We start from the raw sequence: 23,484 nt of genomic DNA on the forward strand, positions 1-23,484 counted from the left end.
TCGATTATTAGCGAGATCCCCGGCAGGACCCGTCTTCAATTGGCGGGTCCTGTGCCAGAGAGCGATCTCGATGCACTTCTTAAGCTCGGCGGAGACATCGATGGCGTGCACAAGGTGCGCGTTTATGGCCGTATTGGCCAGATGGCGCTCGAATATGACGAGCGGTGTCGTGCGGGCGTGCTCGACGCCTTGGGTGCGCTCGATGCCCAGGCCATTGCCGATGCCAAGTCGGGCTACGTGATGCAACTCGAGCCGCGCAAGCACAAGCTCGTCATGGATCTTGCCACACTTATCGGCGCCCACTACGCGCGCCGCTGGTTCTTGCCGACGCCTCTGCGTGCGGTGTTTGTCGTGGCCGGTTACATGGCATTTTTGCGCGCTGCCCTTCATGAGCTGGCGCAGCCGCGCCTGACCGTTCCCGTGCTCGACGCTTCGGCCATCGGCATTTCGTTCGTCAAACGTGATGTCGACACCGCGGGCCAGACGATGTTTCTGCTCAACGTGGGCGAGCTGCTCGAGGACTACACCCGCGCCATGAGCGAAAACGAGCTCATCAACTCGCTGCTCGACGTACCCGACAAGGCGCAAAAAGTGGTCGGCGACACCGAGGTGAGCGTTGCCGCCACCGAGCTTGAGCCCGGCGACTTAGTCGCCGTTCGCACCGGCATGTCCATCTGCATCGATGGCGTGGTCGAGCAGGGAAGCGCCATGGTTAACCAGGCGACCCTGACCGGCGAGCCGCTTGCCGTCGAGCGCAGCGTGGGCGACGATGTATTCGCCGGCACTGTCGTGGAAGACGGCAGCATCTTGGTGCGCGTGCGCGCCAACACGGCTCAGACCAAGCTCCGCTCAATCGTCTCGCTCGTGCAGGCGGCCGACTCGCTCAAGTCCGAGGGCCAGTCGCACATGGAAGACCTCGCCAACAAGATCGTCCCGTGGAACTTCCTGCTCGCGGGCCTTGTTGCGCTTACCACCCGCAGCCTCATCAAGACCTCAGCGGCACTGATGGTCGACTACTCGTGCGCGCTCAAGCTCACGGGTTCGGTCGCCGTCATGACCGCTATGAGCGATGCTGCCAAGATGGGCGTCATGGTCAAGGGCGCGAAGTACTTTGAGTCGTTTGCCAAGGCCGACACCATTGTGTTTGATAAGACCGGTACGCTCACCGAGGCGCAGCCGCGTCTTGCCTGCGTACTCACCACCGATGGCTGGAGCGAGGACGAGGTCCTGCGCCTTTCCGCTTGCCTGGAGGAGCATTTTCCGCATCCGGTGGCGCGCGCTGTGGTCAATGCGGCACGTGAGCGCGGGCTCGAGCATCGCGAGCGCCACGCCGCCGTCGAGTACATCGTGGCGCACGGCATTGCCTCGTCCATCGAAGGGCGCCGCGCCATCATCGGTTCCGCGCACTTTGTATTTGAGGATGAGGGCGCGCAGCTCGAATCCGACATCAAGGAGCGCATCGAGTCCCAGATGCAGGGTTTGTCGCCGCTGTACCTGGCGGTCGACGGCACGGTCGTGGGCGTGCTCGGCATCGAGGATCCGCTCAAGCCCGGAGTGCGCGAGGCCATCGCCGACTTGCACGCGTTGGGCGTTAAGCACGTGGTCATGCTCACGGGCGATTCGGAGCGCACGGCCGCACGTATTGCGCGCGAGGCGGGAGTCGACGAGTTTAAGGCCGAGCTGCTGCCCGAGGACAAGTACGCGTATGTGGAGCGCATTAAGAGCGAGGGGCGCCACGTTGCCATGGTGGGCGACGGCGTCAACGACTCACCGGCGTTGGGCCTGGCCGATGTGGGTCTGGCCATGGGCGGTGGAAGCGACATTGCCAAGGAGGTCGCCGATATCATCCTGACCGATACGGATCTGGCCGCGATCGTGCGCCTGCGCCGCATGAGTCAGGGGCTTATCGACCGTCTGACGAGTTCGTATTCCAAGGTGATGCTCACCAACTCGGCGCTGTTGGCATTGGGTATTACCGGCATGATCACTCCGCAGACGTCGTCACTGCTGCACAACGGCTCAACGATCGCCTACAGCCTGGGCAACGCGAAGGCATATCTGCGCTAGCAGGCGTGTTCGCCCACGTTATCTGGTCTGCGCCCAGACGGCACCGATGCTGTCTGGGCGCAGACCTTTTGCATTTGACCATTTGCTAGCTTCTCTATATAGTGTTGCTAGCAAAGCTAGCAATTGAAGAGAGGGGTTCGACGTGGGTGCCGTTAGTGGCATGGCGCAGGTGAACGTTCGCGTGGATCGCCAGGTCAAGAACCGTGCCGAGGAAGCACTGCAGCTTTCGGGCAGATCACTGCCCGAGCTCATCAAAAAGGTGGTGGCCAAGGTCGCGCAGGGTGGCGGGCAGTGCGAGGAAGTGCTTGCGGCCGTCGACGACCGGCAGCAGACCGTCGCGCCCGATACTCCGTTCGCCGCGTCGTGGGCAGCGGCAGACCGGCTTTATGCAGATATGGGCATCGCTGCGTCGCCTGTATCCGACGATCGCGATTGGGACACAATCTATTCCGAAGCCATGGACGAGCGCTATCGCCAAAAGGGGATGATCCTGTGAGCGGGGCGCCTCTCAAGATCATGGTAGACGCCAACGTATGGGTCGATTCGTTTTGCGCCGACCATGCCGAGTCGCTTGCCGCGCGTGCGTTTATTGGGCAGGCGACGGAGACGGGGGCGTTGCTGTTCTTCCCGGTGCATATCGCTAAGGATGTGCTGTACGTTGTCCAACACGAGCTGAAGCGTAGCGTTCTTGCCAGCGGGGGAGCGCTCGACGAGGCATCTGCTCGTGCAATTGGCGATGCGGCGTTGGCGTTTGTTCGGAACATGACCGAAAACGCCAAGGCCGTGGGTGCAGATGCGTCGGACCTTTGGCTGGCCGACAAATACTTAGCGCTTCATCGCGATTACGAGGACAACTTGGTGCTCGCCGCGTGCAAGCGCGCGCAGGTCGATTACTTGGTGACCAACGATCGAAAGCTGCTCGAACATGCCGATCTTGCAGCAAAGACTCCGCGCCAAATGATGCCGATTCTCGCGCTGGCCGAACGCGGCGGCGCGGCTATCGGTTAACGCGAACTGTTTGCGGGCCTCTTGGACGACGATGCGCCAAGGGACCCGCGTTTGCAATTTACAAAAGCTCGGCCTTAATGGCGGGACTTTCTGCGAGCTGCTCGGCTGCCTTTTCGTCGGAATCGTTTAGTGCTGCCAGACTGCGGTAGACCCACTCGTTGACCTGGGTGTTCTTGACGCCTGCGGTCTGCATAAGGGCGCCTGCCTCGCGGATTGCTGCGAGCAGATCGGCTTTGGGACCCGCGAGCTTGACCTCGATGCCGTGGTAGGCGGCCACGCCGCGGTTCTCACTCACGTGGTCGATAAAGCCCTCGACGGTCTCAAGCTGCTGGGTGAGAGCTGCATCATCGTCAGCGTCCAGCGCGACGAGTGCGTTCGATACCGTGAGGGCGGGATGTCCGCAGGGGACAAAGCCTTCGATGACATCCATAGCTTCGGTAATGGTTGAGCCCAGGCCTGCGAGGGCATTGACGAGTTGCTGCTTGGTATCCATAACGGTCCTTTCGACGGGTCAATTTTGCTTGGCGAAAATATACGTGACGCGATCAGTAGCAAAAGTGCGAAGTGCGGCGCACATTGGGGTCTTCACAGCTCGTGCATAGAACAGCTGTCCGCTTTCAGAACGTGGTAAGATAACACTCCACAAGCGGGGCTCGCCCTGCATGTTCCTTGAAAAGTCGACGGGTGTTGGGTATTCGTGCCCGATACCATCCAGACTTTCCCGACATTCGGGGGCGACTGGTTTCGACACGATAGCTCTGAGAGAGGAAGTAAGCCGAGGTCTCCTCGCCTCGTTAAACAGGGGTACCGTCAAATTGAATTGACAACAACTCTTCTTTTGAGCCTATGGCTCTCGCTGCTTAGTTTATAGCGGCGCGTCAACCCGGTGATTTCCCCGACACCGGCGCGACGTCATTTTAGGGGAATGCTCCTGCGCACGTAATCGGTATGGCGCAGGCTAAGACCGAACCGGTTAGGACGCCGCGAGCGTGTCGCTGCGCACAAAGCGTCCGAGACTAAACCAGCGACTGAGCTTGGAGATGCCAATCAGGGGGCTTTCGTGGACCGGAGTTCGATTCTCCGCGCCTCCACCATAAGTAACAGACAGGTAGATATTCGTATCTACCTGTCTTTTTATTTCTAGTCCGTACCGCGGAGAATCGAACTCTGTGCAGGGCGCGGGCGTAAAGAAAACGCGTGAGCGTTTGTAGCGAGCGGGCGAGGGCGCCGGCAGGCGGCCGAAGCCGGTGCGGATTTGCGAAGCAAATACGCGGATTCTCCGCGCAATGCTTCAGCCAGATATAGATGCGATGCCGACAGCATTTCTGCTGGCTGTGCCTCGCGCCGACAGATCTCCTTCATCCGCGGAGAATCGAACTCTATGCAGGGCGCGGGCGTAAAGAAAACGCCGCGTCAACGCAGGCCGGGACGCGCTTTCCCGATGGCAGCCCAGGCGGAAAGCGCATCCCGGAATCCGCGCTCAGACTGGGACGTAGTTTCCGGATGATGCCTCAAGCGGAAACCGCATCCCGGAATCGAGCCGTAGAGTGGGACATGCTTTCCCAATGGCAGCTCAAGCGGAAAGCGCATCCCGGAATCTAAGCTCGAAATGGGATTCATTTTCCTGATGACGGGCTCAGCGGAAAATGCGACCCGGAATTTGCTCTGAGAACGGGACACGCTTTCCCGCCGACCGCCCCGCCCTCCTCAACTCCAAAACCCATGCGCTCTCCATCCCAAAACTGGGTAGAAGAAGGCCAAAACGCAATCGCAGGAGGTCAATATGACTGCAGAAGATAAGGCAAAGAACGCCGGCAAGGTCGCGCTCGTTTTGGAGGGCGGCAGCTTCCGCGGGCAATTTACCGCAGGCGTGCTCGACGTTCTCATGGAGGCTGGCGTCGAGATTCCGGCTGTCTACGGTGTATCGGCCGGCGCCCTCAACGGCGTGAACTACAAGTCGCACCAGATCGGTCGTGCCAACCGCATCAACCTGGCTTTCTGCAACGACAGCCGCTTCATGGGCGCCGCATCGTTTGCGTCCACGGGCTCTATTGTGGGTTACGACTTTATCTTCAATGATGTCCAGGACCGCCTGGATCCCTTTGACAACGAGACGTTCGACGCGAGCCCCATCGAGATGTACGCTGTCGCGACGGACATGCTCTTTGGAACCGCTGCCTACCTGCCGGTCAAAAGCGCCGTGCTCGATCTCGACGCTGTGCGCGCATCGACCTCGTTGCCGCTGGTGACGCCGTCGGTCGAGATTGACGGGCACAAATACGTCGATGGCGGCGTGGCCGATTCGGTTCCTATCGAGCATGTGCTCGAAGAGGCGGGCTTCGATCGCGCGGTCGTCATCGTCACGCAGGACCGCTCGTACGAGAAAAAGCCCTACGAGTTTTTGCCGGCCGCGCGTGCGCGTTATGCCGACTACCCCTATCTGCTCGAGGCTATCGAGACGCGCCACGACCGTTATAACATCCAGCGCATGCATCTGTGGAAGTATGAGCGCGAGGGCCGTGCGCTGGTCGTTGCTCCGCAAAAGCCGGTCGAGGTCGGCCATGTCGAGCACGATTCGGCAAAGCTTTTGGACCTGTATATCCAGGGCCGCCAGGAGGCAAAGCGCCTGCTCGCGGAAATCCAAGAGTTCGTTGAGCGCTAGCGACGGCGAACCCTCAAAAATGACAACAGCTAAAGAGCTGGAAAATCACGGCTCGTGGATGACATGTGCAGAAACTCTGGTCGGAGACAAAATACCTGTTGACTCGTACGGCGAGCGGGGTAATATGGACGGGTTACTTGCAGAGCCCCGTGAATCTCTGTAACAACACGTACTGTACATGGAGGAGTCTAAGTGATTTCGAAATCGACTCACTACGCCAAGCAGGGCGAGGTCCAGCGCAACTGGGTTCTCGTCGACGCCGATGGTGCTGTCCTGGGCCGTCTTGCCACCCAGATCGCAATGATCCTGCGCGGTAAGAACAAGCCCCAGTTCACGCCCAACAGCGACTGCGGCGACTTCGTTGTCGTCATCAACGCCGATAAGGTCCAGCTTACCGGTAACAAGGCCGACACGAAGACCTATTATCGCCACAGCGGCTACAACGGCGGCCTCAAGGCTGAGAGCTTCCGCCAGGCTATGGAGAAGCACCCGGAGAAGGTCATTGAGCGCGCCGTTCGCGGTATGCTGCCCAAGACCACCCTCGGCCGTGCCCAGATGACCAAGCTTAAGGTCTACGCTGGTGCCGAGCATCCGCATGCTGCCCAGAACCCCACGAAGATTGAGCTGGAGGCTTAAAGATGGCTGAGAACACCGTTGTCTACCAGGGTACCGGCCGTCGTAAGAACGCCGTCGCCCGCGTCCGTCTCGTCCCCGGCACCGGCAAGGTGACCATCAACAAGCGTGACGCCGAGCAGTATTTCGGCCGTCATCAGCTTGTTGAGAACGCCCTTGCTCCCTTCAAGGTGACCGACACCGCCGGTCAGTTCGACGTTATCGCTCTGTGCGATGGCGGCGGCATCTCCGGTCAGTCCGGCGCTCTGCGCCTGGGCATCGCTCGCGCTCTTCTGAACGCTGGCGACTACCGTGCTGACCTCAAGAAGGCCGGTTTCCTTACGCGCGATGCTCGCGTGGTCGAGCGCAAGAAGTACGGCCTCAAGAAGGCCCGCCGCGCTCCCCAGTTCTCCAAGCGCTAAGGTTTTATCTCCTTTCGAGATACAATGTACAAGCGGGGCCTGCCGATTCCTCGGCGGGTCCCGCTTTTCTTTTTTTCGACTAGGGCGGGCGGTTGCATATCGCCTGCTAGGGAAGGAGCGATCCTATGCCCCAGAACATCTTCGGTACCGACGGCGTTCGTGGCGTCGCCAACGCCGATCTTTCGTGCGACCTCGCGTTTCGCCTGGGCCGCGCGGCGACCAAGTTTCTTGGTCCGGACATCTGCATCGGCCGTGACACGCGCCTTTCGGGCACTATGCTCGAGAGCGCTCTGACCGCCGGCATTATGGCCGAGGGCGGCCGCCCGCACTGCTGCGGCGTCATTCCTACGCCGGCCGTGGCGCTGCTCACCGTCCAAAACGAGCTCGATGGCGGCATCGTCATCTCCGCTTCGCATAATCCGCCGGAGTTCAACGGCATCAAGTTCTTTAGCCGCAAGGGCATGAAGCTTCCCGATGCTGTCGAGGAAGAGATCAGCGCCTGGGTCATGTCCGAGGAAGCCATGGCTGCCGACACGCTGCCGACCGGTGCCGGCGTGGGCCACATCATCAAGATGAAGGACGCTCGCAAGGCATACGTCGACCACGCCATCGATACGCTTGATGGCCTGAGGCTCGACGGCCTGGTCGTTGCCGTCGACTGCGGTCACGGTGCTTCCTGCCAGACTACGCCCGCCGCGCTGCAGCGCCTGGGTGCCACGGTCCATGCCATCAACACCGATTACTGCGGCACCGACATCAACGTCGAGTGCGGCTCTACGCACCTCGAGCCCCTGCGCGAGCTCGTGCTGCGCACCCATGCCGACATCGGCCTGGCCCACGACGGCGACGCCGACCGCGTACTGTTCGTGGACAGCGAGGGCAATGAGATCGACGGTGACTACATCCTGGCTATCTGCGGTTCTGACCTCGCCGCTCGCGGCAAGCTCGCCAACTCCGAGATCGTCTCGACCGTCATGTGCAACCTGGGCTTCTCCATCGCTATGAAGGAGCAGGGCTTCGAGATGGTTCAGACCGCCGTGGGCGACCGCTACGTTCTGGAGCGCATGCTCGCGGACGGCGCCGTCATCGGCGGCGAACAGTCCGGCCACATCATCTTCCTGGAGCACAACACCACCGGTGACGGCCTGGTGACGGCTCTGCAGCTGCTGGCCGTGCTCAAGCGCACCGGTCGTACCCTCACCGATCTTTCCGGCATTATGAAGAAGTACCCGCAGGTGCTCGTCAACGTGCATTCCGACAACAAGGCCGGCTTGGACGATTGTCAGCCCATCTGGGATGCCGTCGCTGCTGCCGAGAAGGAGCTTGATGGCCGCGGCCGCATTCTGGTGCGCCCGAGCGGTACCGAGCCGCTGGTCCGTGTGATGGCCGAGGCCGAGACGCACGAGTTGACCCAGCGCGTTGTTGACGACATCGTCGAGGTTGTCAAGCGCGAACTTCCCTAATGGTCAAAAACCGTTGCCAAGTGGTAAACTGTTAAGGTTATTTTGATTGATTGGTATGTCCGAGGGGGAGCATGTTCACTAAAGTCCTAAGGTCTTTTGGTATGCGTGGTCGAGTCCTTACGCTGGATGCTCCCATCTCGGGCGATGTCATTCCGCTTTCCGAGGTAAACGACCAGACGTTTGCCACCGGACTTTTGGGCCAGGGCGTGGCGATTCGGCCCACCGGAACGCGTGTGATTGCACCGGCTGATGCCAAGGTCGAGGCTATTTTTCCCACGGGACACGCCGTTGCGCTTAACACGGTCGATGGCTTGGACGTGCTCATCCACGTTGGCTTGGACACTGTTCAGCTCGAGGGCAAGCACTTTACCGTACATGCGCAAGTGGGTGACATCGTCCATAAGGGTGATGTGCTCATCGAGTTCGATCGCGAGGCAATTGCTGCCGAGGGCTACGATGTGACGGTTCCCATCTTGGTGTGCAACTCCGTTGAGTTCTCGAGTATCAAGGGCTCCGTTGGTGTGCATGTCGAAGAGATGGACCAACTCATCGTTGCTCGCGAGCGCTAGCAAGTGCACGTGGCCATTAGCCTACAATTCAAACACGTTTACGGAGGGTGCCCTTGAAAGAGGACGCCCTCCGTGGCAAGATGGGATTTGTCCGAGGCTAAACAGCTTTGGGTCACCGTGGACGGGCAGGGGCCTCGACGCGGTTAGACACGAGACACATACATTACGCGACCTCGCCCTGGTGGCCGCACACGTTGGTTGCGGCCGACGCGGGCCGCGGGCAAGTGCTTGTAAGGGAGCCTTGCCTCTCTTGTACGAGAAAGGACGCGTAATGAAGATCATTAAAGCTAAAGACTACGAGGATATGAGCCGCAAGGCCGCTAATATCATCTCGGCCCAGGTTATCCTCAAGCCCGACTGTGTGCTGGGCCTTGCCACCGGCTCCACCCCGATCGGTGCCTACAAGCAGCTCGCCGCTTGGTACAAGAAGGGCGACGTCGACTTTGCCGAGGTCAGCACCTACAACCTGGACGAGTATCGCGGCCTTTCGCACGACGATCCCCAGAGCTATCACTACTTCATGCGTGAGAACTTCTTCGATCACATCAACATCGACCTGAACAACACACATGTGCCCGATGGTTCCAACCCCGATGCCGCCGCTGCTTGCTCTGAGTACGACAAGATCGTCGCCGACGCCGGTTACCCGGATCTGCAGCTGCTCGGCATCGGCAACAACGGCCACATCGGCTTCAACGAGCCCGATGACCACTTCTCCAAGGGTACGCACTGCGTCGACCTCACCGAGAGCACCATTCAGGCCAACAGCCGCCTGTTCGACAGCATCGACGATGTTCCCCGTCAGGCCTACACCATGGGTACCCAGACCATCATGTATGCCCGCATGATCCTGGTCGTCGCCAACGGCGAGGCCAAGGCTCAGGCCGTGCATGACATGTGCTATGGTCCGGTTACGCCCGAGTGCCCGGCTTCGATCCTGCAGCTGCACACCAATTGCGTTGTCGTTGCCGACGAGGCCGCCCTTTCGCTCTGCGAGTAGCGCGAATCCTGCAGTTCGACATAGCCTTGCCTAAGGCCTCCGCTTTGCGGGGGCCTTTTTGCTATCCCTTTTTGCCCACTTGACCAAAAACTTGCCGCAAGCCTGACGAATGCCGGATGTCTAACAGCTTGATTCATTCTATACCAGATTCTATGCAAAAATGCCACTAGAAGGTCGTAGACGGTAGCGGGTGCTAGGCGAGTTGAATGACATAGCTGAACCTTGTTCATCTGCGTTACACTGCCGCTTAGATGGGACAAGCTGACAAGCTCATTTACCTGCTTAAAGGCCGATTAGTCGGGGGATTAATAACAATCGGCCCTCGCTGTACAAAAACTTGCCGCTTGCGTACCAAAAGACAACCTAAAACACAAGGTCGCTCTATTCATAGCGCGGCTTGTATGGTCTTGCGGCTACAGTGTCCATACGGTCGAGTTGAGGAGCGGGCATGGTAAACGATTTAAGCAGTATAGACGAGCTCGAGCTGATGCCGCTGGGCGGAGGCTATATGGTGCGACGCGAACGCTTGATGAATGAGCTTATCGCCAAGGGCCGAAAGGCCGGCATCGTGGTTCTTTATGCGCCCGACGGGTTTGGGAAGACCTCGGTGCTGCTGCAGTACACCCATGAGGTTAAATGCGACCCGACGCGAGGCCCCGTGCGGATTATCGAGGCCGATCGCGCCATTGGGCGCGAGGTGTTTATGCAGCTCGAGGTGGTTACCGAAGAACTCAAAGACAAACCGCACTCCCTTATCGCGATTGATAATGTGCCAAACCTCGATCAGCACGATACCGAAGACCTCATCGACAGGATTCGCGGCCTGCGCGCTATGGGGGTAGGGGTCTTTATCTCCTGTCGTCCTTCAAATCGTCAGCTGATTCATGGGCTGGGCGATTCGGTCAAGATCAATGCGCAGATGCTCAAGGTGCATGCCTATGAGTATTCGGCGTGGGCATCGGCGTTTTCGATCAGCACATCGCTCGACTTCTATCAGCTCACGCAGGGCGTGCCCGAGCTCGTTTCGGCATTGCAGACGGGTCTGTATGGCCAAGGCGACGTAGCCGGCCTGCTCGAAAACGAGATTGTCAACGTATATGGCGCGGCACTTGCCGATCTGGCTTCGCTCGACAATAATGCGCTGTTTTGCGTGGCATGTCTCATGGTTTTGATGGGCGAGGGCAATATCGCAGAACTCGAGGCTTGCGGGGTGAGGCTGTCGATGGTCGACCAGTCCTACTTTGTACGTGACTACCCGATCTTTGGCTTGGATCCCGCCGAGCGGAGTTTTACGTGTCTGGGCACGGAGGATAACGGACGCTTGCGCTTGCGTAAGTTGGTGGCCGAGGTTCGCCCCGAACTTGTTCCGAGGGCGGCCCGGATTTTGCTTAAGGCGGGCCGATGCGATGCGGCGATGGGCCTGGCAGACGCCTTTTTGGACCGTGAAGCGGTCCTTGAACTTGCTGGACAGTATGGGGTCGATCTTGCTCTGACGGGGCACGGGGCCGATATCTGCCGAGCAGCGCTGGGCACGATCGATGCCGACGATCCGGCTCCAGAGCCAACGCCTGCCGAGGCGCTTGGCGTATATCTGGCAGCGGTCAGCGTGTCCAATACAAAGCTCGCCCGCTATATGGCATCGGTCGTCGAACGCGGGGGCGAACGGGCGGCCTGCGAAATAGACCCTGTTTCATGGAGGGTGGCCCAGACACTGACGGCTGTTTGCTATGGGGACAACGGGCTTGGGCTTCCTACGAACCTGGCCGTGCCAGAAATTGAGACATCCCATACCGCACTCGATATGTTGTCTGCGCATATCGAGGTCAAGCGGTGCCTGACCGAGCGGGGAGATGACGGCGGCGTTCTACAGCAGCTCAAAACGAGCAAGGCCTACGATTGCGAGCTCGACATCGCGGGGATTGTTATACGGGCCGATAGCATGCTGGTGGAGCTCTTTGATGGATCGTTTGCGGGAACCGACGAGCGCGACGACGAGATGACGGTGGTGCGGGAGGCGCTCGACGTACGTGGGCTTAAGGCGATGGCTATCTGGGTGCGCATGGTGTTGGCGGCACGGCGGCTCCTTTCCGGCTTGCCGGTAACCGACGATGCGGCGTTCAACGAGCTCGATCGTTTTGCCGTGCGCATGCGCGACAACCAGATTCAGCTGTTTGGCCTGTTGCTAGAAGGTTGGCAGTCGCTGGCAGAGGGACGGCCGGTTAATGCAAAGTTCCGTGCGGTCCAAGTGCTCAAACTTGCCGAGGAGTCGATTGCGTACATGCGCGATAACGCATTGCTGCTGGAACGCGCGGCATATCTGCGTAACACCTCGATGGTTTCGGTGCGCGAGGAAGCGGAACTACTCGATATAAGCCAGACGCAGGTTGGTGGCGCAGAAGCCTGGATGGTGGCGCTGCATTTGGCCTGTGCGGGCCGAGACAGCGATCTTGCGGCCTGGATGTCCATGAATCGTGCGGGGATTCTAGAGCCATCGTATCGGCTCTTTGCGCGCCTTGCCATGCATTGTCTGGGCGAGCCGGCGGCCAGGATACGCAAGAAGCTTCCCGTGCGCGAGCTGTCGCGGTACTCGCTGCGCGACGATTTGGAAGGGGAGGGCGAGCGCCTATTCCAGGCCGGCGAGGTTGAAGCCGTTGATACCATCGACCATATCGAGATTCGCATGTTTGGTGCGTTTCGCGCCGAGCGCGACGGGTTTCCCATCACGGACAAAATGTGGCGCCGCAAGAAGGCGGCGACACTTGCCGAGCGGCTTGCGCTGGGCATGGATGCGCTCGTCGATCGTGAGACGCTGGCCATGGAGCTGTGGCCCCATGCCGAGTTTAATAGCGCCCGCAACAACCTGTACTCGACGATATCGCGCTTGCGGTCGGCTTTGGGACCGACGCCGGATGGCAAGTCGTGTGTGCTCATCCAGAATGAATGCATTGGGCTCAACGGCGACTACGTCAAGACCGATGTACGGCTGTTTGACCAGATAAGCCGCGAGGTTTTGGGAAATCGCACGGGTGCGCGCGGGCCCCATCTGGTCGAGTTGTGCCTTAAGATTGAGCAGCTTTATGCCGGACCGTTGTATGTTCCCAATGGCTGTAATCCCACCTACTTTTTGCGCATGCGGCGCATTATGCAGTCAAAGTACATCGATTGCATGATTAAGGGAGCAAATGCCGCTCTAGAAGAAAACGATCTGCAGTCGGCGATTTGGCTGGCGGAGTCGGGGCTTCGGCAGGAAACGGCGCGTGAGGATATGGTGCGCTGCGCCATGCGCGTCTACAGTGCGGCGGGGCGACGGCGCGATATCGTCGAGCTGTACAGCGGGCATATGCATCATCTGAGGGAGCAGGTCAATGGCGTGCCCGAGCCCGAGACGCGGCGTCTATACGAGCGTTTGGTGGAGGGGCGGCTCAATCGCGTGCTGGTCGAGCGATAAAAAAACGGGCGCCCGAAGTACTTGGGCACCCGTAAACTTGCTATGTGTTGGCTCGCCGGATCATTGGCTCTTAGACGAGCTTGATCTTCTCGATGTCCTTGCGCGAGGACTCGCGATACAGCGAGAACTTGCGGCCGATGACCTGGACGACCTCGGCGTGGCAGCGCTCAGCGAGCTCTTCGGCGGCCTCGCGGGCGGAAAGGCTGGAGCCATCGAGCACGGAGCACTTAACGAGCTCGTGCTTCTCCAGGTAGGCGACCGTCTGCTCGACGGTGCCCTCGTTGACGTCGGACTTGCCGATGATGATGGCGGGGTTGAGGTGATGGGCCATGCTGCGAAGCTGCTTGACCTGGGCTCCTGTCAGTGCCATGGATTCTCGCTTTCTATGTATGGGGCGCCCCGCGACGGGGCCTTAATCTACGTGAGCTGTCCCACGATAGCGCAGGAACGGCGTGGTGTGGAGCGCGTTTTCCCAGTTCAAAAAGAATGCGGATGCCGAGCGAGTGGGCGGTGCGGGCTGCGAACAGGCTATGAGCTGGGCGCAGAGACCGGCTCCCATGCAATAAACGCCCAACGAACCTTGCGGACATGATCGAGCATATAGCGCCCCTGCGGCACGCCCTTGGAGCCCGGCTCACCGGCATGGGGGTTCTCAATCATGTGTTGAGCGATGTAGTCGCGCAGGCGGTCGATCTTATCTTCGTTACCATGCTCGAGCATACGGGAAAAATCTGCTACGCCTGCCTCAAGGCTATCGAAGGTATCGCGACGAGGTGATTCAAAGTACGTAACCTGCGGCAGGGCACCCATTTGAATGAGAATGTTAAAGGCATACACAAAGCCATTGCTGCAGGTAACGGAGGCGCCGATGGCGTTCATCAAGTGCAGATCATAGCGCGGGCTGGAGTTGGCGACCATCGTGACGGCACAACGCCGACGAGCCGTACGGTCAAGCTTGGCAAGTGCGCCTTTTAGGTTGGTCGTGGTGACAGAGCGACTGGCAAAGGCAACATCTACCGCTTTCGTGACCGGTCCAACCAAATCCCAATCATCATCCCAAGCAAGCTCAAGCGGCGTTATGCGCCCCTCGAGCCCGTAGTACTCAATGCCGGCATCAAGCGTCCCCAACATGGCAGGGGAAAAGTCAGCCGCAATCACAGGATGACTAGCCTGAGCAAGCGGAATAGCAATCGACCCAGCCCCACACCCCATATCCAGCACGGATTCACCAGGCTTTAACGCCAACAGCTTTATAAAATCCCGGGCATACGGAGCAGTCTCAAGCGGCCGAAAATGCCGAGCCCGCTTATCCCACTCAAAAGAATCATCAGCCCGCCGCCGATCAGCTTGCAGACGCATCCACTCGCCATTCCAATCAGCAGAAAGAAGCTCAGAGCGAGCATCCCCATCAACCACGGGCCAACCTCCTAGCAACAAAAAAGCGACTCCTCCCAAAAGAAGAGCCGCAACCAGCATATATCAGAAAAAGAACCGTTCCAACGCCAAACCGCCGCACCAGCCAAGTGGTGCAGGAGCGAAGCAACTGCAATCGGGATAGAACCCGACTGAGGTCCCGTTGTGCGGGAGCCCCGGGGAGGGCAAATATATAAGGTCGATCGCGAGTTCCGCACGAGCCGGAGAGCACTTAATGTGCTCTCCGTGCGAGTCAGGACTGTCCGAGCAGGCGACCTTATATATTTGCCCTCCCCGGGGCTCCTCGCCCGAACCCCTCAGCTAGTTCTTCAGCGAGTTCAGCGGCGCCGGGAAGCGTCCACCGCGGTGGGCAAGCACGGTGCCGGCGTTGGGGTTCACCGGCATGATGGGCGCACGCCCGAACAGGCCGCCGTACTCGACGCAGTCGCCCACACCCTTGCCGATGGCGGGGATCACGCGGACGGCCGTGGTCTTGTTATTGATGACGCCGATGGCCATCTCGTCGGCGATGATGCCGGCGATGGTCTCGACCGGGGTGTCACCGGGGATGGCGATCATGTCCAGGCCAACGGAGCACACGCAGGTCATGGCCTCGAGCTTCTCGAGCGAAAGTGCACCGGCCTCGACGGCGGCGATCATGCCGGCATCCTCGGACACGGGGATAAAGGCGCCGGAGAGACCGCCCACGCTGGAGCTGGCCATGACGCCGCCCTTCTTGACGGCATCGTTGAGCATGGCGAGCGCGCAGGTCGTGCCAGGGCCACCGCAGGTGCCCACACCGATGATCTCGAGGATGCGCGCGACGGAGTCGCCAATGGCAGGCGTAGGTGCCAGCGACAGGTCGACAATGCCCTTCTCGACACCCAGGCGATGGGCGGCCTCGCGGCTCATGAGCTCGCCGGCACGGGTGATCTTAAAGGCGGTCTGCTTGATCTTCTCGGCGACTTCCATCATCGATGCGGAATCGGGCAGCGTCTCCAGGGCTGCAGCCATAACACCGGGACCCGAGACGCCTACGTTGATGACGGCGTCGGCCTCGCCACCGCCGTGGACGGCGCCCGCCATAAACGGGGAGTCCTCGACCATATTGGCAAAGCAGACAAATTTGGAAGCGCCGACGGAGTCCTGGTCGGCCGTGAGTTTAGCGGCATCGATGATGGTCTGGGCGGCCATAAGCACGGCGTCCATGTTGATACCGGCGCGCAGGCTGGCGACGTTGACGCTGGAGCAGACGCGGCTCGTGGTGGCGAGCGCCTGCGGAATGGACTGGATAACGCGACGGTCGGCGTCGCCGATGCCCTTCTGGACGAGCGCGGAGAAGCCGCCCAGGTAGTCGATGCCGAGCGTCTCGGCCGCGCGGTCGAGGGCGTGCGCGATGGGGGTGAGGTCCTCATCCTTGCAGCACGCGGCGATCTGCGCCACCGGGGTGACGGAAACGCGCTTGTTGACGATGGGGATACCGTACTCGCGCTCGAGGTTCTCGGCGGTCTCGACCAGATGCTCAGCCGTGTGCGTCACGTGGTCGTAGATCTTCGTGCACATGCGGTCGAGGTTCTCGTCACCGCAACCCATGAGCGAAACACCCATGGTGATGGTCCTGATGTCGAGGTTCTGCTCCTCAACCATGCCGCGGGTTTCCGCGATTTCTGCGGGCGTGATCGCCATCCTTGCGCTCCTATCTGCCAAAACGAGCATAGTCTTATCTATTCTAACGTGCCGCACGTGCCAAGTGGCGCATGTGGCACGTTTTGGTGCTCGGTTGTTTCCGTTGTGTTACTGCCCAAAGACCTCTTCGGCGATGCGAGCGCTTTCGGCGGCGTCCTTGGCGTAGTAGTCCGCGCCGATCTGCTTGGCGTATTCGGGGGTGAGTACGGCGCCGCCCACGATGATCTTGACGCCCGGCACCTCGGCATGGAGCAACTTGATGGTCTCCTCCATGGCGACGACCGTGGTGGTCATAAGCGCCGAGAGGCCGACGAGCTTAATGTCACGCTCCTTGACGGTCTTGAGCACCTCTTGCGGGTCGACGTCGCGGCCTAGGTCAAAGACGGTGTAGCCGTAGTTATCGAGCAGCATCTTGACGATGTTCTTGCCAATATCGTGGATGTCGCCCTTGACGGTGGCCACGCAGATCTTGCCCTTGTCGGCAATCTCGCCGGCGGGCATCAGGCGTTTGATGGTGTCGAAGCCCACGCGTGCGGCCTCGGCCGAGGCCATGAGCTGCGGCAAGAAGAACTTGCCCTGGTCAAAGAGGACGCCAACCTCGTCGAGGGCGGGGATAAAGTGATTGTTGATGAGGTCCATGGCGTCGTGGTCTGCCAGCAGACGCTCGGTCTCGGCAGCGATCTCGCCTTTGCGGCCCGAGACGACCATGCGACGAATCGGGTCGTCGTTGCCGTCGGTGCCGGCGGTGCCAGCAGCGGGCGCGGCATCACTCGATGCGGCCTGAGCCGCTGCCGGGTTGGCGGCGATCTTGTACGGATCGGTCCAACCGGCGTAGCGCTCGATGTATCCGGTCGAGCCCTCGTCCTCAACGCTCAACACACGATAGCTGTAGACGGTGTCCATAAAGCGCTTGGAACCCGGGTTCATGATGGGGGCGTCCAGGCCCGCGCCAAAGGCGGCGGCCAAAAAGACCGAACCCAGCAGCGGGCGGGCAGGCAGGCCAAAGCTGATGTTCGACACGCCGAGCGCGCATTTGACGCCCAGACGCTCCTTACACAGGGACATGGCGCGCAGGATCTGCTCGGCCTGGCGTTGATTGGTCGAGGCGGTCATGACCAGGCAGTCGATGAGGATGCGGTCCGGTCCGATGCCGTAGCGGGCAGCCTCGGCCACGATGCGCTCGGCGATGGCAAAGCGGGCCTCGGCGGTATCGGGGATGCCGCCTTCGTCGAGCGTAAGTCCGACAACGTTGGTGCCGTAGTGGGCGACCAGCGGAAAGATCTCATCCATGATCTGCTGCTTGCCATTGACCGAGTTGATGATGGGCTTGCCGGCGTAGCGGCGCACGGCGGCCTCGACGGCTGCGGGGTCGGTGGAGTCGATCTGCAGCGGCAGCAGCGTGGAGCCCTGGAGCTGCTCGGTGGCCTGTTGGATGATCTTGACCTCGTCGATCTCGGGCAGGCCTACGTTAACGTCCAGGATGTCGGCGCCCTGTTCCTGCTGGCTGATACCCTGGCTCACGACGTAGTCCAGGTCGCCGTCGCGCAGGGCCTGCTGCAGGCGCTTTTTGCCGGTGGGGTTGATGCGCTCGCCGATGACGGCGATCTTGTGGCCGTCGCAGGGAAGGTCCACGACCGTTTGGGCGCTCGTGACCGACATGCTGGGCTTGCGGCGGCGCGGGCTGGGCGTGTGGTTGTCGATAAGCGTGCGCAAGGCCGCCATGTGCGCCGGCGTGGTGCCGCAGCAGCCGCCCACGACGCTCACGCCGTCGGCGATCATGCCGGCGACGGCCTCGGCGTATTCGGGGGCCTGGATATCAAAGACGGTGTTGCCGTCGTCGTCCACATGGGGGAGTCCTGCATTGGCCTGCACCATAACGGGCTTGTCGGTAACGGTGAGCATACGTGCGGCGAGTCCTCGGAGCTCGGCCGGTCCTTGGCTGCAGTTGATGCCCAAAACGTCGGCACCGATGGCGTCGAGCGTGATGGCGGCGACCTCGGGACTCGTGCCCAGGAAGGTACGGCCGTCTTCCTCAAAGGTCATGGTGGCAAAGACGGGCAGGTCGGAGTTCTCGCGGCAGGCGAGGACCGCCGCCTTGATCTCGGCCAGGTCGGTCATGGTTTCGATAATAAAGAGGTCCACGCCCGCATCGACGCCGGCGCGCACTTCCTCGGCAAAGAGGTCATAGGCCTCGTCGAAGCTCAGGGTGCCCAAGGGGCGAAGCAGCGCGCCGATGGGGCCGATATCGCCGGCGACGTAGCGGGCGCCGGCCTCGCGGGCACAGGCGACGGCCGCGGCAAAGACGCCTGCCACGGTGGCGGCACCGTCGAGCTTGTGGGCGTTGGCGCCAAAGGTGTTGGCGGTGATCACGTCACAGCCGGCCTCGACATATTGACGTTGGATATCAGTGATAACCTGGGGCTCCTCAAAGTTGAGCAGCTCGGGCAGGGCGCCCGCCTTCATGCCAGCGGCCTGCAACATGGTGCCCATGCCGCCGTCGAACAGCAGGTGCCCCGTGCCCTCGATGGCCGCATGCAGGCGATCGTCCTTAATGCGAAGGTCGTCGATCGTGCGCGTCTTGTACGTGGCACCGTTGCGACGTGCGGCATCAACGGGTGCCGCCAATGCAGTGCCGTCAGAATCATGAGTGATAAGCGGAGTAAACATCGGGGGCTCCTAATGGCTGGAATAGCAGGTGGTGTGGGCGGCGCGGAAGCGGCAGTGTTCGCGCATGCGGCAGATATTGCAGGTGGGGCGGCTCTGGGCGTCGTGGACCTCGCCGTCGAATAGGCCGATCACCGCGGTCACGCTTTTGGTGGGCATGAGCAGGCTGGTGGGTGTGACGGTAAGCCCGATGAGCCGCGTGGCGTTGAGCGCATTGACGATCGAGCGCTGGGCCGAGAGCGGGCAGTCGCCATAGCCGGGACTGAAGCGCCAGTTGCCGGCGAGTCCGTGTGCGGCGGCCGCAGCCTTGACCTGCTGGTCCATTTGCTCAACGGCGGCTTCCACGTAAGCGGAGCACGCGGCGTCGAGCACGGCGCCCTCCAGGGGATGTTGGGCTCCCGTGATGCGCAGGCGACGCTCGGCGTCCATGCCGAGGGTGCATGCCATGAGCGCGGCAAAGCGGGCGTCTTTGAGATGACGATAGATATCGCGACCGCGCAGTTCAACGTTGGTGCCGACCAGGCGAATGCAAGGTTCTCCCTGCTCGTCCACACCCGTGGCATCGACGGCAAACACGCGGCGCACGCCACGGGGCTCAATGTCCAATTCCAGACGTTCAACGACAAGCTCAATACGCTGCGACAACTCGGGCTCAATCTGCTGGCCGCCGTAACCCAGATACCGCAGCATCTCGGCACGGTCGACACGGGGATGGTGCGCAGCATCGACACGGTAAAGCGCCGGCGACGCAAGGTCGGCCGGCACTTCGACAAAAGCTGTATCGATGTGCGGTTTTTCCATTACCCTAGGCGCTCCATAATGGTTGCGGCGATCGCAGGACGGTTCATAGTGTACAGGTGCAAGCCGTCGGCGCCGTGCTCCTTGAGGTCGCAAAGCTGGCGGGCTGCATAATCTACACCGGCTGCCTGCAGGCTCTCGGGGTCGTTCTCGTACTTGGCGAGAATCTTGATGACGGGGGAGGGCAGCGACGCGCCGCACATAAAGACCATGCGGCTGATCTGTGACTTGCCCATAAACGGCATGATGCCCGCGGTAATGGGCACGGTGATGCCGGCCTTGTCGGCAAGCTCGCGAAACCGGTAGAAGCACTCGTTATCAAAGAAGAGCTGCGTCACAAAGAAGCTCGCGCCGGCGTCCTGTTTTTGCTTGAGGTGTTCGACCGAGAGGTTGAGGTCCTCACAGGCAATGTGGCCCTCGGGGTAGGCTGCGGCGCCCACGCAAAAGCCGGCGTCGACGAGCTCGGGGATAAGGTCGCGGGCGTAGGCGTAGTCCGAGGCGGGCTTGTCGTCCTCGGTCGCGCCAGCGGGAAGATCGCCACGCAGGGCCAGGATGTTTTCCACGCCGGCGGTGCGATACTCGTCGATCTTGGCGGCGATATCGGCGTGCGAGCGGCCCACGCAGGTAAGGTGTGCCACCGAGGGCGTGTCGAATTCGCTCGTAATCATATGCGCGATGGGGGCGGTGGCGGCACCGTTGCCCGAGCCGCCGGCCGAGCAGGTGACCGAGACAAAGCTCGGCGAAAGCTTGCACAGATTGCCTGCCACTTCGCGAGCCGTGTCGAGGGTCAGCTCGCCCTTGGGCGGGAACATCTCAAACGAAACGGGTGCGGTGCCCTGGGATGCTGCCTGCTTAAAAACCTCGTCGACGCGCATATCGTGCTCCTCTAGATACGTAATAGTGTGATGTGTTGTAAGGATTCTACAGCACCACTGTGTCACGGTGGAGTTTCACTCGCTATTTGAGGATACCAATCAAAGATGCCTTGCTATCGGCTTTCTCTATAACAGAGCGGCTAATCTAGGCACGGACTATAAAGACTGGTATCTGATGCAAAATACCAGTTAATAGAGCTCCATCCCAAATTGACTACCCTTAAACCATGGAGAGAGGTCTGCAATTTATGCAGTTGATTGGCTGTTGAGGGTGGCAACGCCGCCTTGATAGGGTAACCTCATTGATTGGTTTCGCGACAGCAACATAACGGTAATGTCGCGGAAACACGGCGAGTCTAAGCTATGACTCGTTCGTTAGTAATCAACACCGCTTCTCACGCGGTGCCGATACGAAGGGAGTTCCGTATGGCCGAACTTACTGACCGCTTCGGGACCATGGTGTTCTCTGAGGAAGTCATGAAGGACTACCTCCCCAAGGACATTTGGAAGCGCCTTGCTGCAACCCTCGAGGGCGGTGAGCCGCTCGACCTGGATGTGGCCAACGCCGTTGCCCATGCCATGAAGGTCTGGGCCATCTCCAAGGGCGCGACGCACTACGCGCACTGGTTCCAGCCGCTTTCGGGCATTACTTCCGAGAAGCACGACAGCTTCCTGGAGCCCAACCACGACGGCACCGCCATTACAAAGTTTACGGGCAAGAACCTCATCCAGGGCGAGCCCGATGCCTCGAGCTTCCCCAACGGCGGCCTGCGTGCTACCTTCGAGGCCCGTGGCTACACCGCTTGGGACCCCACTAGCCCCGCCTTTATCAAGGACGATGTCCTGTGCATCCCCACGGCTTTCTGCTCCTACACGGGCGAGGCCCTGGACAAGAAGACCCCGCTGCTGCGTTCCATGACCGCGCTCTCGCGTGAGTCTAAGCGCGTTTTGGCGCTGTTCGGTAAGACCCCCAAGAAGGTCGTTCCTTCCGTGGGCGACGAGCAGGAGTACTTCCTGATCAAGAAGGACGCCTACCGCAAGCGCAAGGACCTGGTCATTACCGGCCGCACCCTCTTTGGTGCTGCTCCATGCAAGGGTCAGGAGCTTGAGGAGCACTACTTTGGCGCTATCCGCCCCACCGTCTCGGCCTACATGAAGGACTTGGACGATGAGCTGTGGGCGCTCGGCATTCCCGCCAAGACCAAGCACAACGAGGTCGCTCCCTGCCAGCATGAGCTCGCACCGGTCTATGGCGAGGTCAACGAGGCCATCGACCAGAATCTGGTCATGATGGAGAAGATGAAGCTCATTGCCTCCCGCCACGACTTGGTCTGCCTGCTGCACGAGAAGCCCTTCGAGGGCATCAACGGTTCGGGCAAGCACAACAACTGGTCGCTCGGCACCGAGTCCGAGAATCTGCTCGATCCAGGTGACACCCCGCTCGACAACCTGCAGTTCATCGTCTTCCTCACCGCGGTGATCGAGGCTGTCGATAACTATCAGGAGCTCCTGCGTGCCTCCGTTGCCTCGGCCGGCAACGACCATCGTCTGGGCGCCAACGAGGCCCCTCCGGCGATTATGTCCATCTTCCTGGGCGACCAGCTTACCGAGGTCGTCGAGAAGATCATCGATGGCAAGGCTTCCGTCCATGCCACGCGCGGCGTGCTTGACCTGGGCGCCGATACCCTGCCCAAGCTGATGCAGGACAACACCGACCGCAACCGCACCTCCCCGTTTGCCTTCACCGGCAACAAGTTTGAGTTCCGTGCCTGCGGCTCCGAGCAGAACGTCTCCGACTCCAACCTGGTGCTCGATGCCGCCGTGGCCAAGTCGCTCAAGTCCTTCGCCGACGCGCTTGAGGGTACGCCCGAGGATAAGTTCCAGGACGCCGCGCTCGAGTACTGCAAGAAGGTCCTGACCGACCACCAGCGCATCCTCTTTTCCGGCGATGGCTACTCCGACGAGTGGCCCGTCGAGGCCGAGAAGCGCGGCCTTGCCAACAACAAGACCACGGCCGACGCCCTGCCCGCCTTTGTTTCCGATAAGGCCATCGCGCTCTTTGAGGAGACGGGTGTCCTGACCAAGGCCGAGGCCCAGTGCCGCTACGACTGCAAGCTCGAGAAGTACAACAAGCTCATGAACATCGAGGCTACCACGATGGTTCGCGAGGCGCGTCGTACCTATCGCCCGGTCATTACCGCCTATGCCACCAAGGTCGCTAAGGGCCTTGAGACTATCCGCGCCGCCGGCGCCGAGGCCGCCATGCAGTGTGAGCAGAATACGCTCAACAAGCTTTGCAACGGCATCACCACCATCAACGACTCCATCAAGGCGCTCGACGCCGTGCATCAGAAGGCCGAGGGCCTCGATGGTCAGGAGCAGGCCAACGTCTACGCGCACGAGGTCGTTCCCGCTATGGATGCGCTGCGTGCTGCCGTGGATGCCATGGAGGAGATCGTGGCCGCCGACTACTGGCCGGTCCCGACCTACGACGACATCCTGTTCTACGTGTAGAGCGTAACTGACATATCGTCACGGTATTGAGCCGGGGTCCGCATCATGCGGGCCCCGGTTTTTGTTTAAAGGCTTTAGCCTGTGCGGGGCGCGCAGCGCGCCGCATCAGAAACCACCCGCTATGCGGGTGGGGACAAACGGCTTTACAAAGCCGCCCCCTCGCCGGACACTTGCGATTGTTCAGGCCGCAAGGAATCCGAGTCGAGAGGGCGGTGGTGGCGTATGGCCCAGAAGGCCTACAGCCTGTCGCACACGAAGTGGATGTGCAAGTACCACGTCGTGT

18 protein-coding genes and 1 other RNA gene are annotated in these 23,484 nt (G+C 60.7%); 12 read left to right on the plus strand and 7 right to left on the minus strand.

Going from position 1 to position 23,484, the window contains the following annotated elements:
• Positions 1-51: 51 nt before the first annotated feature.
• The 3 genes from AAAX59_RS01680 to AAAX59_RS01690 all read left to right on the plus strand — a co-directional run bounded on the left by AAAX59_RS01680 (position 52) and on the right by AAAX59_RS01690 (position 3,075).
• Entirely contained in the window at positions 52-2,067 is a 2,016-nt protein-coding gene (locus AAAX59_RS01680) for a heavy metal translocating P-type ATPase (RefSeq protein WP_349070236.1), read from the plus strand.
• A 142-nt stretch (positions 2,068-2,209) separates the two neighbouring features.
• On the plus strand, positions 2,210-2,563 hold the full coding sequence (locus AAAX59_RS01685; RefSeq protein WP_349070237.1) for a hypothetical protein: 354 nt from the start codon (positions 2,210-2,212) through the stop codon (positions 2,561-2,563).
• Positions 2,560-3,075, plus strand: a complete 516-nt coding sequence (locus tag AAAX59_RS01690; protein ID WP_349070239.1) for a PIN domain-containing protein — start codon at positions 2,560-2,562, stop codon at positions 3,073-3,075. The genes AAAX59_RS01685 and AAAX59_RS01690 overlap by 4 nt, the downstream gene beginning before the upstream one ends.
• Before the next feature lie 58 nt (positions 3,076-3,133).
• On the opposite strand, the gene AAAX59_RS01695 is transcribed toward AAAX59_RS01690, so the two are convergent.
• On the minus strand, positions 3,134-3,568 hold the full coding sequence (locus AAAX59_RS01695) for a hypothetical protein (protein ID WP_349070240.1): 435 nt from the start codon (positions 3,566-3,568) through the stop codon (positions 3,134-3,136).
• Between the two features lie 237 nt (positions 3,569-3,805).
• Here AAAX59_RS01695 and ssrA point away from each other — a divergent pair.
• The 8 genes from ssrA to AAAX59_RS01735 all read left to right on the plus strand — a co-directional run bounded on the left by ssrA (position 3,806) and on the right by AAAX59_RS01735 (position 13,251).
• Positions 3,806-4,169: a transfer-messenger RNA gene (ssrA, locus tag AAAX59_RS01700) on the plus strand.
• A gap of 689 nt (positions 4,170-4,858) precedes the next feature.
• Positions 4,859-5,737: a patatin family protein gene (locus AAAX59_RS01705; protein WP_349070241.1), complete on the plus strand. Its 879-nt coding sequence runs from the start codon at positions 4,859-4,861 to the stop codon at positions 5,735-5,737.
• Positions 5,738-5,929: 192 nt separating this feature from the next.
• On the plus strand, positions 5,930-6,373 hold the full coding sequence (rplM, locus tag AAAX59_RS01710; protein WP_022094635.1) for a 50S ribosomal protein L13: 444 nt from the start codon (positions 5,930-5,932) through the stop codon (positions 6,371-6,373).
• 2 nt (positions 6,374-6,375) lie between these two features.
• The gene (gene rpsI / locus AAAX59_RS01715) at positions 6,376-6,771 is read left to right on the plus strand and encodes a 30S ribosomal protein S9 (RefSeq protein WP_022094634.1); all 396 of its coding nucleotides are present in this window, start codon (positions 6,376-6,378) and stop codon (positions 6,769-6,771) included.
• A 125-nt stretch (positions 6,772-6,896) separates the two neighbouring features.
• A complete protein-coding gene (glmM, locus tag AAAX59_RS01720) occupies positions 6,897-8,234 on the plus strand; it encodes a phosphoglucosamine mutase (protein ID WP_271730316.1) in 1,338 nt (445 codons plus the stop codon).
• Positions 8,235-8,335: 101 nt separating this feature from the next.
• Positions 8,336-8,803: a PTS glucose transporter subunit IIA gene (locus AAAX59_RS01725; protein ID WP_229030367.1), complete on the plus strand. Its 468-nt coding sequence runs from the start codon at positions 8,336-8,338 to the stop codon at positions 8,801-8,803.
• Positions 8,804-9,074: 271 nt separating this feature from the next.
• The gene (nagB, locus tag AAAX59_RS01730; protein WP_195443890.1) at positions 9,075-9,803 is read left to right on the plus strand and encodes a glucosamine-6-phosphate deaminase; all 729 of its coding nucleotides are present in this window, start codon (positions 9,075-9,077) and stop codon (positions 9,801-9,803) included.
• Positions 9,804-10,251: 448 nt separating this feature from the next.
• Positions 10,252-13,251: a BTAD domain-containing putative transcriptional regulator gene (locus AAAX59_RS01735; protein ID WP_349070242.1), complete on the plus strand. Its 3,000-nt coding sequence runs from the start codon at positions 10,252-10,254 to the stop codon at positions 13,249-13,251.
• Between the two features lie 70 nt (positions 13,252-13,321).
• Here AAAX59_RS01735 and AAAX59_RS01740 read toward each other — a convergent pair whose 3' ends face one another.
• The 6 genes from AAAX59_RS01740 to AAAX59_RS01765 form a co-directional block, all read right to left on the minus strand.
• Positions 13,322-13,621: a YhbY family RNA-binding protein gene (locus AAAX59_RS01740; protein ID WP_006234690.1), complete on the minus strand. Its 300-nt coding sequence runs from the start codon at positions 13,619-13,621 to the stop codon at positions 13,322-13,324.
• 158 nt (positions 13,622-13,779) lie between these two features.
• A complete protein-coding gene (locus AAAX59_RS01745; protein ID WP_349070244.1) occupies positions 13,780-14,667 on the minus strand; it encodes a methyltransferase domain-containing protein in 888 nt (295 codons plus the stop codon).
• 318 nt (positions 14,668-14,985) lie between these two features.
• Complete coding sequence (locus tag AAAX59_RS01750; protein ID WP_035136908.1) at positions 14,986-16,350, minus strand: PFL family protein; 1,365 nt, start codon at positions 16,348-16,350, stop codon at positions 14,986-14,988.
• Between the two features lie 108 nt (positions 16,351-16,458).
• Positions 16,459-19,017, minus strand: a complete 2,559-nt coding sequence (locus AAAX59_RS01755) for a homocysteine S-methyltransferase family protein (protein WP_349070246.1) — start codon at positions 19,015-19,017, stop codon at positions 16,459-16,461.
• Positions 19,018-19,026: 9 nt separating this feature from the next.
• Entirely contained in the window at positions 19,027-19,815 is a 789-nt protein-coding gene (locus AAAX59_RS01760; protein ID WP_349070248.1) for a hypothetical protein, read from the minus strand.
• The gene (locus tag AAAX59_RS01765) at positions 19,815-20,687 is read right to left on the minus strand and encodes a methylenetetrahydrofolate reductase (RefSeq protein WP_349070250.1); all 873 of its coding nucleotides are present in this window, start codon (positions 20,685-20,687) and stop codon (positions 19,815-19,817) included. Before AAAX59_RS01765 ends, AAAX59_RS01760 begins: the two co-directional genes overlap by 1 nt.
• 426 nt (positions 20,688-21,113) lie before the next feature.
• On the opposite strand from AAAX59_RS01765, the gene AAAX59_RS01770 reads away from it, so the two are divergent.
• Positions 21,114-23,201: a glutamine synthetase III gene (locus tag AAAX59_RS01770; protein WP_349070251.1), complete on the plus strand. Its 2,088-nt coding sequence runs from the start codon at positions 21,114-21,116 to the stop codon at positions 23,199-23,201.
• Positions 23,202-23,484 lie beyond the last annotated feature (283 nt).

Origin of the sequence: Collinsella sp. CLA-ER-H2 (genome assembly GCF_040092405.1) — a bacterium.
Lineage (GTDB): Bacteria > Actinomycetota > Coriobacteriia > Coriobacteriales > Coriobacteriaceae > Collinsella.